We start from the raw sequence: 16,646 nt of genomic DNA on the forward strand, positions 1-16,646 counted from the left end.
TCCGCTATTTAAGCGGCAGCTGCGTCGGCCTAGTCGATGAGCTTCGCCGCCTGCAGCATGCGGGCAAGGGCAACGGCCGCCTCGGCCCGTGAAACGGCGGTCTCCGGGGCGAAGCGCTGCTCCGATACGCCGGTCATGATTCCGCCTTGGACAACCCCGGCCACCGCCTCCCGGGCCCAGGGCTGAATCCGGGCGGTATCGGCGAAGGAAGCCAGCAGGCCCGGATCGGCAGCCCCGGCTTCACCCTCCTCGCCGACGATCCCCAGGGCGCGGATAATAACAAGGGCCATCTGCTCACGGGTAACGGCTTCGCCGGGGCGGAAGGTGCCGTCCTCGAAGCCGTTCAGCAGCCCGGCCTGGACAGCGGCTCCCACTCCTTCAGCGTACCAGTCCGCCGCCTGCACATCGGCGAACGGCTGCGTCCCGCCGGATTGCTCCGGCAAGCCCAGGCTGCGAACCAGCAGGGAGGCAAATTCAGCCCGGGTCACCTGCTGTTCCGGCGCAAAGCGGTCGCCGCCTACTCCCACGATCACCAGCTTGGAGGCCAGCTGCTCGATCTCCTGCCGGGCCCAATGGGTCTCGATATCGGCAAAGGTTTTGTCCGCTTGAATCACCGTGTACACGCCGTTGCCGGTTTGTTTGATCTTCGCTATCGTTTTGCCGCCGTCGGACGTAAAGCGGGCAGGCGCAAAAATTAGCTTCCCGGAAGCCGGGTCATACCGGACGGCGGTGGCTTTGGCCGGATTGATCTCCGCCGTCAGCGTAATTCCGCGCGTTGCATACATTCCACCGAATGGCTCCAGCTCCGTCCGCTTGTCACCCGCTTCAGCATAAACGCTGAACTCCGCCGCCTCCGAAACAAGCCTGCCGCTGCTCAACGCCGCCGCTTGGGCAGCAATTTGCTCCTGTGCGCCGGGTTCAGCTTGCCGCAATACTATGACAATCCGCAGCTGATCCGCTTCAACGCCCCACTGCCGGGCCAATGCCGTCACCGGTATGCCCTTCAGCGGCAGATCAAGGCTTTTCGTTTCCGTACGGACGGACAAAACGGCATGGAGAGCCGCATCGGGGACAGCCGCAAGAATAGGGGCGGGAATATGGACCCGAATTGCATCCGCCCCGGCTTCGGACAACGCCAGAACCGCCGCTGCAGCTTGGCCGCCCTTGGAGGCCTCGAGTGAAAGCAAAGCGGTCTTCAGCCCGTCTCCCTGCAGCTCGGCTATCCTTGTCACTTTGCCGTCCGGAGCCGTTTCATCCGACAGCTTCACGGCAGACGCCCCAAGCTGCACCTCCCGCTCCTCCATTCCCGGAGTGGGGGTGGCCGCCGGGCCTGAAGACCCGGCCGGAGCCTGGCCCGGGTCCGTTTGCCCAGGCTCTTCCGTTTGCCCCGGTTCCTCCGTTTGCCCAGGCTCTTCCGGCTCCTCCGGTTGCCCCGGTTCCTCCTGCGGCTCGCTCCAGCTTATGGTATACGGCTCCGCCGCCGTACCCGCTCCCGCCGCAACCGTAACGCCGCTTTTCAGAAACAATGCCGGAACCACACCCACAGCGCCGCTGTTGGCATGGGCGGTGACCACTTGCCCTTCCTTGGACACCACCCTTACCCCGTAGGAGGTTTCCGCATAAGGGTCACGCAGCCAATACGACCATGGGCTGGAACCGGTAAGCAGTGAATCATTCTTGTATTCCGACTGCACAAGCGCTTCCCCAGTGGGCATACGAAGATGGGACCAGCCGTTTTCCGCCACCAGCAGCCTCAACAACTCCTCCGCACTCGGCAAGAATACCCGGTCAGTAACCGTATGGAAATAAGCCTGGGGATCGGCTTGACCCGCTTCCTCCAGCGTTGCCCCCAACCAGGGCCGAACGGCTGTCCCCGCCTGCTTCCGGCCGGAATCGGCGGCAGACAGATAGACCTTGTTGGCGGAGGGCTGAATGGCAGCCAGCTCGCCTGCGGTAAACCCGTGCAGAAATCCCGCCTCCGCCGCATAATCGTTGAAGGAGGCCGCCACATGAAAATTATCCGGGGCCTGGGAGGTATAGGCCACCTCCGCCGCAGCGCTGTTCAGCCACTCCCGCAGATTGGACCGTTCCCAATCATTGCTTCCGTAGAAATGCCGCTGGACGTCCTCCTCAAGCCCGTCCCCGTCGGCATCAAAGGGCTTCAGGCTGACGATATGCTCCGCCAGCAAAAGAGCGCTGCCGCTGTCATTATGATGAACCACTCTCCATCTGACAGGCGCCCCGTTATAAGCGCCGAACTGGACGTAGCTGCCAACCGCCAGGTCCGCTTGCCCCTGCCCTTCCCCGGCAGCCGCCGCAGCCGCTGTCGGCATCCCTGCCATTGCCGGCATCCCGGCGGCAAGCAAACCGAGTATGACCGTCCCGGTCAACCATTTTTTGAAGCTGCTGATCTTCATTTCAGGAACTCCTCCTTATTGCCGAATCACCGTTCTTTATTGCACCTGAAACGGAAAGTTGGCTGTGCCGATATTGTTGTGGCCATCGTATACCTTCACATACAGCCGGTAATTCCCCGGCAGAGTCGGGGCATACATAAAGATGCCGCCCGGCTCCTGCGGATTGACCTCGTAGATAAACTCGGGAATCTCCTGGGGAGGTTTGCTGGTGTCCGTGCCCATCTCATAGCGCAGCTCCCAGCCGTAGGCCAGTCCGTCCTGCTCATAATCGCCGGCCACAGCCGTTGCCGCAACCCGCTCACCCGGAGCAAACACAGCCTCGCTGGCCGTATCACGATCCAAAGCGATCCCGTTCACCGTCAGCCCATACACCCGGGGAGCGCGGTTGGCCGGGTATTCACCCGTCCATACCTTCATCATTTCATCCAAAATCGGCGTCTTCATGTTATCCAAAAGCAGGTTATACCAGGTGACGGTGCCCGTACTGCCCATGGCTTCGGCAAACTTGAACACAAACGAGCCTACCACTCTGTCCTGGCGGCCGGCAATCTCGGCCATGTACCTGTCCTTATACAAAGTGGCAATGGTATCGCTGGGGTCCTCGATGGGGGCAATATTATTCACCTTCATAACCTCCATCATCTGATCCGGCCCGTATTCGGTTACCATATAAGGGCCGGTCCAGCCGCCCAATTCCGGGTTGGTCACATTGTTATAGATATTTCCCACGGCCCTGTAGGAATTAATTCCGATGATATCGATCTCCGGAGCCTTGGTGCGAATGTTGACAATCTTGCTGGGCGAGGAGCCTGCCAGCACATTGACGGTGGGATGGTTCTGGTCCAGCTCATGGGCAATTTTTGCGGCTTCATTAATATGATAGAAGATATCCCCGTTGCCTTTGTCCGCTTCATTGCCGATGGCCCACATAATAACCGCCGGATGATCCTTGTACTTCAGCACCGTTTTCCCGAAATTCTCCAGTTGGTTGGCGATAATCGCCTTATACGCCGGATTGGAATAATCGATGCCCGCATTTTGCTGCGCCAGCCAGAAGCCCAGCATCACGCCAACGTCGTTTTCGTAAGCTCTGTCCAAGATGTCCCAGGTTTCCGTATCCGAATGGGTGGTTCCATAGGTTCTCACCGCATTGGCTCCATAGGAAACAGCGATTTCCATCCCCTCTGTGCTGCAAATCCCGTTGATCTCATACGGCTGCCCGTCCCGAAGCAGGCTGAAATTGCCCTCGCTGTCCCGAATGATCTCCACCCTGGACGGTTGTCCCGTATGCTCAGGCGCTGTTTTGACAGGTACGGTTTCCGGCTGGACCAGCCTGAGCTTGACTGCATCGGCTGCAAGAACCCCTTGATCCCCGCCCACTAATTTAATGGTGTAGGTTTTCCCCTCATAGAAGGTGTAGGTCCCCAGCTTATTCCATTCGCCGCCATGCTCCCGCTGGTTCACCTTTCCCGACAGGTCTGTCTGATAAAAGCTTTTTCCCCCGAAAAATACATCCAGACGGTCCGAGGAGCGGATATATACCGGAGCCGCATCCACCCGGTCCGGGCCGGAGGGCCACTTCATATAAACCTCATACTTGCCCCGGGTCAAAATAGCCGGAGTAGTCCATGTCGCCGTTGTGCCGGAATCGGCATTAACCGCCAGCCTGTAATCCTGTCCCTCATAACCCGCGTCCCCCGTTGCCGTTGTCCAGGCGCCGGTTGTTTTGAACACTCCCGACACATGGTTATCCAGAACCGCCTCTTCTCCCGCCTGTACCGGCATTTCCACAGCGGCAGGCACCTGCACCGGGATTGCCTCCGGCGTAGCCTCGCGGAATACCAGCTTGACCGCATCCGCTACCGTAACGCCATTATCGCTGCCTGCAACCGCAATATATTGCCCGTAGTCCGGCGAAAGCGGGTACGTGCCGATATAGTTCCACTGGCCGCCGTAAGTCTGCTGGTTCACCGTCTTCGCCGTATCCAGCCCCAAGTCGAATTTGATCTCCAAGGGAACCGCATCCGCTCTGTCCGGCCCGTCCTTCCACATCATATGCACATCGTAGTACCCGGCCCGCAGATCAGACGGGATGCTCCACTTGGCCATGGAACCGGCATGTCCTGCGCCATCGGCTGTCCGGGTATATTGCTCGCCGTATACCCCTTCGGTAGCTGTTTGGCTGATCCAATTGCCCTCCACGCTGAAGTGGGGGGACGCATCATCCAGCACCGTAGCCGGATGGGGGTCGGGGATGGTTGTTCCCGGCGGAATGTAAACAAACCGGACCGCATCGCAAACCAGATACTTGCCGCCGTCGACGCCGCCCAGTCTCACATAATTGCCGGTGCCGGCGCTTAGCTTGTAGAGGCCGATCCGGTTCCACACGGGACTGTTGGCAGCGCTTCCATTCTTGGTCTGGTCAACGGTGACGGAAGTGTCAACGCCGCCGTCATACTGCACCTCCACCTGCACCGCTGTGGACCGGTTGGTGGCGGCCACCCAGCTCATATAAATCTCGTAATCCCCCGCTACCGGAATATTGGGAACCCATGTCCCGCTGACCGCAGGATCATTGCTGGAGAATACGGTGCCATAAACCGCATTGACGCTGGTGGTATTGGCGCTCCAATTTCCTGCCGATTTAATGAACGTGCTGCCGTCGGTGTTGTAGGAATTGGCATTGTCCACCCAAATTTCAAACCCGTCCGCGGGCTCCGCATGGGCAGCAGGCCCTGCCGGCAGCCATGGGATCAAGGCGGCAAGCAAAACCGCGATTAACAGCTTGGATATAAAACTGCGATACATGACGCAACCTCCTTTTATTTACCATAAGACTACTCTTCAATTGCCCTGTCTCATCTCGCCCGGAGTAGTTCCCCAATATTTGCGGAATACCCGGATAAAATAGCTGTCTTCCTTAAAGCCCGTGGCAAGCGCCGCATCATGCACCTTGCAGCCGCTTAGCAGCAGCTCCTTGGCTTTCTCCATCTTGTGCTCCATAATGTAGCCGGAAAAGACTTTGCCTGTCTCTTGTTTGAACAACCGGCTTAAATAGGACGGGTTAATATAAAGGGAATCCGCCACGGAATTTAAGGTCAAATCCTGATCCAGCTCCTGCTCGATCTTGGCGAAGATTTTTTGCAGCAGATGGTCCCGTCCGGAATTTCTCTGCCTGCCAGCATAGCCGGTGATGCAGCGGACAACACGGGTCAGCCATTGGAAGGCCTGCTCGTTGGTTTTCAGCTGCTTCAAATCAAGGAAATAGTGATAATCGTCGCCTGTTACCTCGCTGACCGACCAGCCCTGGGACTGCATCATCCGGATCATCATGCTGTTGATGGAAAGCAGCAGCTCCTGGAATTGCTCAACCGTGGCGCATTGCAGGATTTGCGGGTGAACCCGTTCCTCCACCAGCACGGCGGCGCCTTGCTGATCGCTTGTAACCAGTGCGGTCTCCAGCAATTTCAGCAGCTGATTCCGGTCCGACTCCGTTTTCCCCATCCCGGCCTTCTCTGTGTAGGGAATGACAATATCATGGCCGTACAGGACCCGCTCCTGCAGCGCCAGCTTCGCCTGCCTGTAGGATTCCGGCGCGCTTTCCAAGCCGGTGCAGGAGCCGATTCCCACGCTGGCCGTCAGCTTCATCACTTCCTTGACCACCGAGGTGAGCTTGGCAAGCAGGGCGTTCACCTTTTGAAAAAACTCCGGCTCCTCCAATACGCCTTCATCGGCAAACCACAGAATCGTGTTCCCGTCCGGATCATCCAGCACCACACAGCCGCCTTCCTCCCCAATCAGCTCATTGGCGATGCAGCGCAGGGAAAACTGGAGCAGAAACCGGTCCTTGCCGCTGAACCGGGTCTCCGTATCCGACAGCGGGTCCATCTGGGCAACGGCCACAATATTGGCGCGGAAGCGGGACAGATCAATCGCCAAATCCCGGCTCCGCTTATGGATTTCCCAGTCCGAATAGAGGCCGTTCATGACATTCAGGTAAAAGTCGGCCTTCAGCTTGGGCAGATGCTCCGTCCACTGCCGTTCCAGCCGCTCGTGATTATGCTTTTTTTCCCACTCCTGCTTAATTTGTTCCGCCATCTCATGAACGGCCTGAATGATTTCCCCATCCGGCACAGGCTTCAACAAGTATTTAGAGATTCCGTATTTCATTGCCATCTGGGCGTAAGCGAAATTATCATGGCCGCTGATAATAATGATCTTCACCGACGGGTCCCGCCGGTACATCTCTTCGGCAAGGGCCAACCCGTCCATTTCTGGCATCTGAATATCCATCAGCATAATATCCGGCTTGACCCGGGCGCTCATCTTCAAGGCCTCCAGCCCGTTTTCCGCCGTCATGACCTGGTAGCCCAGCTCCTCCCATTCGATGGACCGGGCCAGATAGTTGCGGAACCTGGGTTCGTCTTCAACAATGTACAGAATCATACGCCTGTATCCCCCTTTTTCGCATCATGAAGCGGAATCAGCACAAGCACATCCGTTCCATGCTGTCCATCGCTGTCAATCCGCAGCTCCGCCAGCTTGCCGTAGATCAGCTTCAGCCGGGCCTTCACATTCCGCAAGCCGAACAATTGGGCGGCGGAGGTGTACTTTTCGGCATTCAGGTACAAATCCTTCTGCTGCAGCTTGTCCAGCTCCGCGCGCATGTATGCCAGCTTCTCCGGCTCAATGCCGGGGCCGTTATCGCGTATCAGCACGGACAGAAAGGTTCCGGAGGGCTGCTTCACAAGCTCCGTCCGGATGGACAGCAGGCCCGAATCCTTCTTCTTCTCCAGACCGTGCAGAATCGCGTTTTCAACCAGGGGCTGGAGCAGCAGCTTCTGGATCTGAACCGGCTGGCTGTCCTCCGACATGTCGATTTCAACCTGGAACCTGTCCACGAAACGGATCTGCTGGATGCGGATGTAGTACATCAGATGCTCCATGGTCTCCTTGACGGAAAAGGTCTCCACGCCCTTGCTGAGGCTCAAACGGTAGAACCGCGACAAATTAATGACCATCTCTTCAATATCCTGGGCATCGTAGTCTTTGGCCATCAAATAGACGGAATTGAGCGTGTTGTACAGAAAATGGGGGTTGATCTGGGACTGCAAATACTTCAGTTCCGCATTGGCCAGCCGAAGCTCCTGCTCAACCGTCTCCCGGATAAACTGCTGATGCTGCTCGGTCATCCGGTTGAAGGAGTCCACCAGATAACCAAACTCATCCTCCCGGAGCTTCCGCAGCCGGACATCCAGATTGCCCATCTGAAACTGCTTCATTCCTTTGGAGATCAGAGCCAGAGGAGAGGAAATCCGCGAGTATAAAATCCAGGAGAACAGCAGCGCCAGAACGATGCTGACCCCCATAATAACGAAGGTAAATTTGCGGATAGGCTCCGTTTCCCTGCGCAATTCCTTCTCCGGCTGGGACATGAGGAACAGCCATTTGGAATAGGGGGATTGGGCCCGGATATAGAGCATCTTTTCCTTGCCGCCGTCAGGCTGTTGAATCATCAAATCCGATTCTCCGGCATCCCACTGGGGAAGCGCTTTGACCTTGCCGGAGGTTCCCGCGATCCAGACCCCGTTGCCGGTAAACAGCGACAAATCCGTATTGTTGGAATCGGACAGATGCCCGACCAGTCCCAGCAGCATATTCTTGCTGATGGTAATCGCCAGAATATTGCGGCTGGAATATCCGCCGTACAGGTCCATGACCCGCATGAAGGTGATGTTTTGGGTATTGAAAATCGGGTCCGGACTTCGGTAGGAATCATACTCGGTCCTGTCGGGTACAAACAAAACATTCCGTCCCCGGGCTTCCACCACCTCCCGGTACCAGTCCTGTGTTTCGAAGTTTTCCATCCGCCTGCCTCCCGATTTGGAGGAAATCATCATGCCGGAGGGCGAATGGAGGATGGAAATCTCGGCGATGACCTGATTCTGCGAATTGACATGGGCAATCTGCTTCACCACATTCTGAAAGTCATAAATCAATTGGGGACTCAGCTGGGATTCCGTACGGCTGAGCAAACCGAGCAAATTCTCGTCGGTTGCCACCATGGCGGAGATGTCCTCAATCCCCTGCAGGGTCAGATCCAGATATTCAATGGAGGATTTCAGCGCGTTCCCGCTTCGTTCTCCCGCCTGCATCTCCAGCGCATGCTGGGACTGCCGGATAGCAAACAGGCTGACCACGACCAGAGGCAGCAGCACCAGGAGAAAATAACAAGTAAGCCTCATTTGCGTCGAGCGGATTTGCAGCATGATAACCTCCCCAATCTGTTGAATGCTGCTTCACCATTTCTGCTAATGGCCGCCGTTTTCCTGCTTTGGCAGGCGCTTCATCCCGTTTCCGGACTCGCCGGACGATGCCGCGGATAACCGGCTGCCCCTCATCGGGGACGGGCTTGAGAAAGGGATGACGCCTGCCAAGCGCCATCCCTCCCCAATCATGCGGCAACCCTATTGCCTACTTCTTCTGGCCCTTGTACCAGTCATTTACTTCCTTGGTAATTTCGTCTCCGCCCTGCTTCTTCCAATCGTCGACGAATTTATCGAAATCGGTAATCGGCGCCACGCCCATCACGATTTTGTTGAACACTTCCGATTCCATCTTATCCAGCTTTACCCCGTATTTGCCCATGGCCGGCGTCGGAGTGCCCAGGAACTGGCTCTTCACCGGATTCTTCAAGATGCGGTCGATGTTCTCATTCAGCCGGAACTGCATCCCCAGGGCATCATTCTTTTCCTTCAGAAATTCTGTAGGCAGCACCAGCTCGCCAAGGGTCAAACGGTAGATATGCTTGTTATGCTCCTCAAAATCCATGGTGAACTTTCCGTCTTTCGTGGCCCAAATTTCATTCTCAAAACCAAGACCCAGGGTTCGCTGGCCTTTGCCGATAATGAAATCAAGCATTTTGATGGCGGCGTCGGCATTTTTGCTGGTGGCCGGAATCACATTGTAGCCCTTTACGATGCTTAAGCCTACAGAGCCGGATTTACCGTCCTTGCCAACGGGATACTCCAAGGGCACCCACTCCGCCTTCGGATCATTCTGCTTGTTGGTTTGAATCGGTCCCCGGGTGTCATACCAGGCAGCCGAGAATAAGCCGGCCTTGCCGCTTGCCACCTTTTCCTCCAGATTCTTCTGCTTATTCAAAGCCCATTCCTGATCCAGCAGCTTATCCTTGTACAATCCGTTCAAAAACTCCAGGGCCGCCCTCATTTCAGGCTGAATGCTGCTGTTGACCAGTTGGCCGTCCTTCTCATACCATTGATTGCGCTGCACGCCGAAGGCTCCCAAAAACGGCCCCATCCGCTGCAGGTTTTCCATGGCCACAAGTCCCACTGTATCGTTCTTGCCGTTGCCGTCCGGGTCCTGCTCCACAAACGCTTTCATCACTTTGACGTATTCATCCAGCGTTTTCGGCTCGGCCAATCCCAGCTTGTTCAGCCAATCCTTGCGGACATACATGATTTCGTTGGCGGGAATTTGGTTAAGAACCGGCACGGCATAAATTTTGCCGTTAATGGTTACATGGTCCCACGCTTCTTTGGGGATCAGCTTTTTCAAATCCGGGCCGTATTTGTCCAACAGCTCATCCAGGGGCTGAAGCGCTTTCTGATTCACATAATTGACCAGCCAGTTGGGGTCATTGGTATACATCAGGTCCGGCAGGTCCCCGGAGGCCATCATCACGCTCAGCTTCTCCAGGTAGGCGTCGGCAGGCGGCGTAATCAACTGAACATCCACCTTGGCGTTCTCGCGCACATATTTAATATACGGATTATTGTTGGCGTCCATACCCTCGGGATACTTTCTTGAGCCGTTATTGGCCACCACCTTGATGGTTTTGGGCGTTTCCTCGACAGCCGGGGTTTGACCCGCTTCGCCTGTTTTCTGGCTGCCGCTGTCTCCGCAAGCTGCAAGCAACGCTCCTGCCGCCAGGGTAATGGTCAGCACAGCGGACAATCTGGAATAATTCTTCGACATTTTTTTATCCCCCTTTATCCTTTGACAGAACCAATCATGGCTCCCTTGACAAAATGCTTCTGCAAAAACGGATACACAATCAGAATCGGCAGTGTGCTGGCAAACAGCGCAGCGGCCTTCAGCGATTCATTGGCAATCAACTGCTGCTCCAGGCTGTCCTTGACATTGATGTTGCTTTGATTGAGCTGGATCAGATCCCGCAGGTAAACCTGGAGCGGAAACAGCTTCGTATTGGAGATATACAAAACAGCGTCAAAGAAGGCGTTCCAGTGGGCAACGGCATGGAACAAGGAGATGGTGGCAATGGCCGGCATGGACAGCGGCATGACGATCTTGAACAGAATCCCCAGATTCGAGCAGCCGTCGATCCGGGCGGACTCCTCCAGCTCCTGGGGCACATTCTGGAAGAAGCTTCTCATGATGATCAGATTAAACGCGCTGATGGCTCCCGGCAGCAGATAAACCCAGAACGAATCCAATAACCCGTAGGATTTCACCACCAGATAGGTGGGAATCATGCCTCCGCTGAACAGCATGGTGAACACAATGCCCATCATCACGATTCTGCGGCCGTTGATATACGCTTTGGACAGCGGGTAGGCCAATAGGCAGGTCAGCAGCACATTAAGCAGCGTCCCTGAAGCCGTTCTCTCCACACTGACCACAAATGCCCGGATAAAGGCATCGTCCTTGAACACCTCATGGTATGCCTTGAACGACAGATCCACCGGATAAAGCCCCACCTCGCCGGACATGATGGCCCGGTGGCTGCTCAGGGACTGGGCGAATACATGCAGGAACGGGGCCAGCGCCAGGGCGGCAAATATTCCGAGCATGACATAAATGACTCCCGCCATCCATTTTTCACTGCTGGTTAATTTCATGCTTGCTCCTCCTCCTACCAGATTCCGTCGTGGCCCAATTTTTTGGCCAGCTTGTTGGAAGCGACCACCAGAATCAGACCGATAACCGATTTAAACAATCCGACGGCTGTAGAGAAGCTGAACTGGGCTTGCGTCAAACCGACACGGTACACATAGGTTTCGATAACATCGGCCACACCATACACCATCGGGTTATACAGCACAAAGACCTGCTCAAACCCAACATCCAGCACATGTCCCAGCCGCAGGATAAACAGGATGACCACTGTCGGGAGCAGCGCCGGAAGGGTAATATGGCGCAGTTGGTGCCATTTGTTTGCTCCGTCTACTGTAGCCGCTTCGTACAGCTGGGGGTCAATTCCCGCCAAGGCTGCCAGGTACACGATGGCTCCCCAGCCGATTTCCTTCCAGATGTCGCTTGCAACCAGCACCGTGCGGAACCAGCTTGGATCGGCCAGGAAGAAGACGGGCTCTAGGCCGAACCAACCCAGAACTTCGTTGACGATACCGGTGGAGGGGGACAAAATATTATTCAGAATGCCCGCCACGATAATCCAGGACAGGAAATGGGGCAGATAGGCCAGTGTCTGGATCAGCCGCTTGTACGACATATGCCGGACCTCATTGAGCAGCAAGGCCAGAATAATCGGCCCCGGAAAGCCCCACACCAGCTTGTAGAGGCTGATGAGCAAGGTATTCCTGAATATGTTGAAAAAATCGGCGTCATGAAACATGTCTATAAAATGCTTCAATCCGATCCATTCGCTGCCTGTGATGCCGGCAAATACATTGTAATCCTGAAACGCGATCACGACTCCCCACATGGGGGCATACTTAAACGCCAGGAAATACACAATGCCGGGAATCATGATAAGGTATAAATCCCAATAACGCCGCAAGTTCTTCGTCGCGGGCCCTGCCAATCTTGCTTTCTGATTGAAGGCGCCGCGATCCTCTGCCGCTACCCCTCCTTGCATGTTGTGCTCACTCCTCTCGCTGTCGATTACTCTCGGATATCCGACAGCTTTATTATAAGTTTGCCTTATCCCGCTGGGTATAGTAAATCCATGGCCTGATATAATACTTTGATGACAGAACCCGGGTGGCGTCAGGAGAAAAAAGAAATGCCATAACGGAAACTTGCTTCCGTTATGGCACGATTTCCTTTCTACCGATTGCCGCCTGCCTACCGGCCAAAAACCTCCGCCGGAAGGGAGAGCCGCTCCCAGCTTCCTCCCCCGTCCCGGGTCCGCAAGAGCGTATGGCGCTCCCGGTTGGCTTCCGCCAGAAGCCAGCCCAACCGCTCATCCGCAAAGCTGATCCGGGTCACGCCGATGATGTCCTCAAGCGGGGCGGTGTCCCATCCTTTTCCCCCGTCGGCCGTAACCATCAGCCCGCCTTCAATCGGCCCCGCTCCGGGAGTCAGCGCAACAAAGCCTTTGTCCGCGGAGAGAAAATGCATATCCCTGGCATAAGGCCGCCCGCCGCGGAATTGGCTGACCAGCCGCCAATTTCCCGGCTCCTCTGTGGAGCCGCTGTAGAAGGACGCCTCCAGGTTGGCCGGATTGAACAGCAGGACAAACCCGGTATGCGCATCCGGAGCGGAAACGCCAATCACCGTCTGCCCCTGCTCTGCCTCCGGCAGTTCCCCCAGCTGCCAACCGCTGCCGCCGTTATCCGTATATGCCACAACGGGAATCCGGCAGTCCGCCTCTGCCTCGGCCGGCTCCGCCCCCTGGGGCGCACAGCCCGGCGGCGCCTTATAGCCTGCCGCCCAGCCCTGCCGCTGGTCCGGAAACACCGCCTTCTCCGGCACAAACCCCTGCAGCTTGCCGGTGAACGCCGCCGCTTTCCAGGAGGCGCCTCCGTCGCGGGTGAGCAGAAGCCGGTGATCCATCACCGCAAATCCCCATCCTTGGGGATGGACAGACAGAACATCGGCCGTATAAGGGCTCACGCCTTTCGCCTCTGTTTCCCACCGGGGAGTCCAGTGGGCGCCCCCGTCAGATGTTTCATAGATGCCTGTGGCCAAGCAGCCCAGAATCCCCTTTTGCTCCCGGCAGCCCGAATAACCGGCAATAAACCCGCGGTCTTGCTCCAGCGGAGCAACAGCGGTCACATACATGCCGTTTGTGCCAACCTTCGTCCAATTGCCGCCTCCGTCGGAGGTCAGTCCCAAAAAGGTTCCCGATTTATTTTCCCCGGCTATCCAGCCAACCCTGTCATCGGCAAAGCTCATCTGGTCAACCCGAAACCAAACCTCCGTCTCTTCCTCGGCCGGCGTTGCTGCAGGCGATGGCAATAAGGAGGGCAATGAGGATGGCGAAGGGCTTAAAACCGCAGCCGCAGGAAAAGAAGCAGCCGGAGTGGCCGCCGCACCGGACGCCTCCGGCAGAGCCTCTTCTTTCCCACCGCAGCCGGTGAGGGCAAGGACCGCCAGACTGCCGAATAACAGGCAAAACAAAAAAGACCTGCCAAATCCCCTCTTGTTCATACACACCGTTCCTTTCCGATGGATATGAATTAGACGGGAGCCCGGAAGGCCTGGTTCAGAATCGCAGGAAAATTATGCCCCGCTGAAGATTTTTTGGATTGCTTCGGATACTCTTTCCTTTTGGATCGGTTTAACCACAAAATCACTGGCGCCGCTGCGGATGGCATCCAGCACCACTTCCCGCTGGCCCATGGCCGAGCACATTACGACCTTGGCGGAGGCGTCCATAGTTTTGATTTTCCGGAGAGCGCTGACTCCGTCCATCTCGGGCATGGTAATATCCATGGTGATCAAATCGGGCCGCACAAAATGATACAGGTTGACCGCTTCAGCGCCATTTTGCGCTTCCGCCACCACCTCATGGCCCAATTCCTCCATAATGGTCCGCATGGCCATCCGCATAAACGCCGTATCGTCCACAACCATTACTGTTTTCTTCTCCATTCATTCCACTCCTTTGCTGGCAGTTTTGTCATCCGCTGCAATCTATGATACGACTTGGCTATGAACAAATACTGAACATGGGATAAAAGACCTGCCCATTTTTTCGCATTGCGACAAAAAAGACAAAAAAAGCCGCCCGGAAATACCCGGGATCGGCAGATTTTGCTGCATATTGTCACAGCATAAACTTGCGGATTTCCAATGGATAACGTTCGTTCAGCTTATTGTACCTGCGGACAATCTCCCCGTGCAGGGGATGGCGGAACGGAATGCCGGTCAGCTCCCCCAGCGCCGACTGGATGCCCTTCTGGCGGATCACCGTTTGCACCCGGGCCGCATCCTCATCGTTGCTGCTGTCAAAACGAAGAGCCGCGGCGATGGCATCCGCCAGATTGGATACCGGCAGCCCCAGCCGGGAGGCCAGCATGGCCGGACGGACCAGCCGGTTATTGTAGGAGAGCTTGGACAAGGGCGAGCGGGCCACCCGCTCGATCCGGTCTGTCAGGCCCGGGTTGGCAAAACGCTCCAGCGTCCGTTCAATGTAAGCCACATGGGCCTTTTCGTCCAGGCCGTATTTTTGGACCAGCACCCGTCCCGTTTCCTGCATAACCCTGCGGACCTTGATTTTGATCAAAGGCTTTTTCATGGCCTCCTGGATGGTCAGACAGCCTGCCAAATAGCCGAAATAGGCGGCGCTGCAATGGCCCGTATTCACCGTAAACAGCTTCCGCTCCATATAAGCCTCCAGCTCGTCGGCGAGAATGACGCCCTGAATCGCAGGAAACCCGGCTGCGATGCCCCGCTTGTCGATGACCCACTCAAAAAAAGGCTCTACCTTCACGGCAAGGGGGTCCTCCTGCTGCTGCACCGGAACAATCCGGTCCACGATGGAATCGGGAAAATAAATCCATTTCTCCGCCAGCTTATGCAGGCTCGGGTCGAGCTGGGCGTATACCCATTTTTTGAGCTGGGAGCTGCCGCGGAGCGTGTTCTCACAAGCGATCACGTGAAGAATCCGCGGATTTTGCCGCAGCCGCAGCTCAATTCCCCGGGCCAGAGCCCCGGCAATAGCTTTAAGCGAGCCGGCTCCCACCGCCGTCGTCACCAGCTCCGCCTCCGCCACCTGCCGCGCTACCGCTTCCGCATCCGAGATGCGCAGCGCCGTCACATTCCGCACCACGGAAACATCCTCTCCGCCCGCTGCGCCTGCCAGCATCACCGTATATTGCCTGCGCTTTTGAAGCAGAGCAATCTGTCGCTCATTGCGGGCCACGAAGCAAACCTCATAGCCTGAACCGGAGAGCTGCATGCCGATGAATCCCCTGCCAATGTTTCCTGCTCCAAATTGCACTGCCTTCATGTTTCCCCACTCCTTTTTTTCTGAATATTCCGTCTCTTTATGTGACAAAAAGCCGTTATTGGTATTATGCTTCGCCTCCGCCCACGCTGCCCGGGCGGACCGGAGGCCGGTCTCCGGCCCGCGGCAAGCTTGGAGGGGTCAATAGCCCTGGGGATTGGCCAGCAGATGGCGGAAGTCCAGATCGGACAGGGCGTCCAGCCGGTAGTTGCAGGGCTCAAACTCCAGCAGCGAGGTAATCCGGTTGGGGATGACCACACTGTACAGCCCCGCCGCCGCAGCCGCCCGGGCTCCGTTGGGAGAGTCCTCAATGGCCACCGCCTCTTGGGGCTCCGCCCCCAGACACGCCAAGGCCTGCAGGTACAGCTCCGGGTCGGGCTTCACCTTCTGCACATCATCCGCCGTCCGGATGCAGTCGAAATAGCTTGCGATGCCCAGCTTTGTCAGGTAACGGTCAATCCACTCCCGGGAGGAGCTGGAGGCCAGCCCGATCCGCAGGCCCGCTTCCTTGGCGGCCTTCAGGTAATCCAGCACGCCGGGGCGAAGCGCCTCCTTCTCCATCAGCGTGGAGTGTTGGGTGCGGACCGATGTGCGCAGCGCATCCAAATTCACCGGCAGCTTCAGCTCGGTAACCAGATATTCGTAGGGATTAAAGGTATGAAGGCTGGTTCCGATGCATCCCGAATACAGCTCCACCGTCAACTCCACGTTATGTTCCCGGTAAGCCTCCCGGAAGGCCTCGTACCAGGCTGTTTCCGTGTCAATAATCGTTCCGTCGAAATCAAAAATAATGGCTTTAATCATGGTTTCTCCATCTCCTCTCCAAAATAGCGGCGGAAACATGCAGAAGAACAGCACAAAAAGAGCCCTGGCTAAACAGGGCCCTACTCCACTTGTAAAAAGCAAAGAAATGACCCATCTCCTGCTGACGAGGTTAGCTGACGGGCTCGGGTAGATGGTACCCTACATCTCAAGATGATTCGCCCCAATTGCGTGGTTCCCCCGCTTTCCGGCCGCTGCCGAAAACTAAGCGTATTTTTATAATAATTCAG

General features: G+C 56.5%; 11 protein-coding genes and 1 riboswitch. All 11 genes read right to left on the reverse strand.

The window, feature by feature from the left end; all coding sequences use genetic code 11:
• Positions 1 to 29 precede the first annotated feature (29 nt).
• On the reverse strand, positions 30 to 2,417 hold the full coding sequence (locus tag DQG13_RS12245; protein WP_113020050.1) for an S-layer homology domain-containing protein: 2,388 nt from the start codon (positions 2,415 to 2,417) through the stop codon (positions 30 to 32).
• Positions 2,418 to 2,453: 36 nt separating this feature from the next.
• On the reverse strand, positions 2,454 to 5,225 hold the full coding sequence (locus DQG13_RS12250) for a golvesin C-terminal-like domain-containing protein (RefSeq protein WP_113020051.1): 2,772 nt from the start codon (positions 5,223 to 5,225) through the stop codon (positions 2,454 to 2,456).
• A gap of 36 nt (positions 5,226 to 5,261) precedes the next feature.
• Positions 5,262 to 6,863 (reverse strand): response regulator, encoded by a 1,602-nt coding sequence (locus tag DQG13_RS12255; RefSeq protein ID WP_113020052.1) that lies wholly within the window; start codon positions 6,861 to 6,863, stop codon positions 5,262 to 5,264.
• Complete coding sequence (locus tag DQG13_RS12260) at positions 6,860 to 8,686, reverse strand: sensor histidine kinase (RefSeq protein WP_113020053.1); 1,827 nt, start codon at positions 8,684 to 8,686, stop codon at positions 6,860 to 6,862. The genes DQG13_RS12255 and DQG13_RS12260 overlap by 4 nt, the downstream gene beginning before the upstream one ends.
• A 205-nt stretch (positions 8,687 to 8,891) precedes the next feature.
• Positions 8,892 to 10,415, reverse strand: a complete 1,524-nt coding sequence (locus DQG13_RS12265) for an extracellular solute-binding protein (protein ID WP_113020054.1) — start codon at positions 10,413 to 10,415, stop codon at positions 8,892 to 8,894.
• A 14-nt stretch (positions 10,416 to 10,429) separates the two neighbouring features.
• Positions 10,430 to 11,299: a carbohydrate ABC transporter permease gene (locus DQG13_RS12270; RefSeq protein WP_113020055.1), complete on the reverse strand. Its 870-nt coding sequence runs from the start codon at positions 11,297 to 11,299 to the stop codon at positions 10,430 to 10,432.
• Positions 11,300 to 11,313: 14 nt separating this feature from the next.
• Positions 11,314 to 12,276, reverse strand: coding sequence for an ABC transporter permease (locus DQG13_RS12275; RefSeq protein ID WP_113020056.1), 963 nt, complete (start codon positions 12,274 to 12,276; stop codon positions 11,314 to 11,316).
• Positions 12,277 to 12,485: 209 nt separating this feature from the next.
• A complete protein-coding gene (locus DQG13_RS30745; protein WP_181592724.1) occupies positions 12,486 to 13,793 on the reverse strand; it encodes a WD40/YVTN/BNR-like repeat-containing protein in 1,308 nt (435 codons plus the stop codon).
• Positions 13,794 to 13,865: 72 nt separating this feature from the next.
• Positions 13,866 to 14,237: a response regulator gene (locus DQG13_RS12285; RefSeq protein ID WP_113020057.1), complete on the reverse strand. Its 372-nt coding sequence runs from the start codon at positions 14,235 to 14,237 to the stop codon at positions 13,866 to 13,868.
• A 175-nt stretch (positions 14,238 to 14,412) separates the two neighbouring features.
• Positions 14,413 to 15,597, reverse strand: coding sequence for a mannitol-1-phosphate 5-dehydrogenase (locus tag DQG13_RS12290; RefSeq protein WP_113020058.1), 1,185 nt, complete (start codon positions 15,595 to 15,597; stop codon positions 14,413 to 14,415).
• 138 nt (positions 15,598 to 15,735) lie between these two features.
• Complete coding sequence (locus tag DQG13_RS12295; protein WP_113020059.1) at positions 15,736 to 16,398, reverse strand: HAD family hydrolase; 663 nt, start codon at positions 16,396 to 16,398, stop codon at positions 15,736 to 15,738.
• Positions 16,399 to 16,502: 104 nt separating this feature from the next.
• A riboswitch (cyclic di-AMP (ydaO/yuaA leader) is annotated at positions 16,503 to 16,637 on the reverse strand.
• Between the last annotated feature and the right edge of the window lie 9 nt (positions 16,638 to 16,646).

Source organism: Paenibacillus sp. YN15, from assembly GCF_003285005.1.
GTDB lineage: Bacteria > Bacillota > Bacilli > Paenibacillales > NBRC-103111 > Paenibacillus_AR.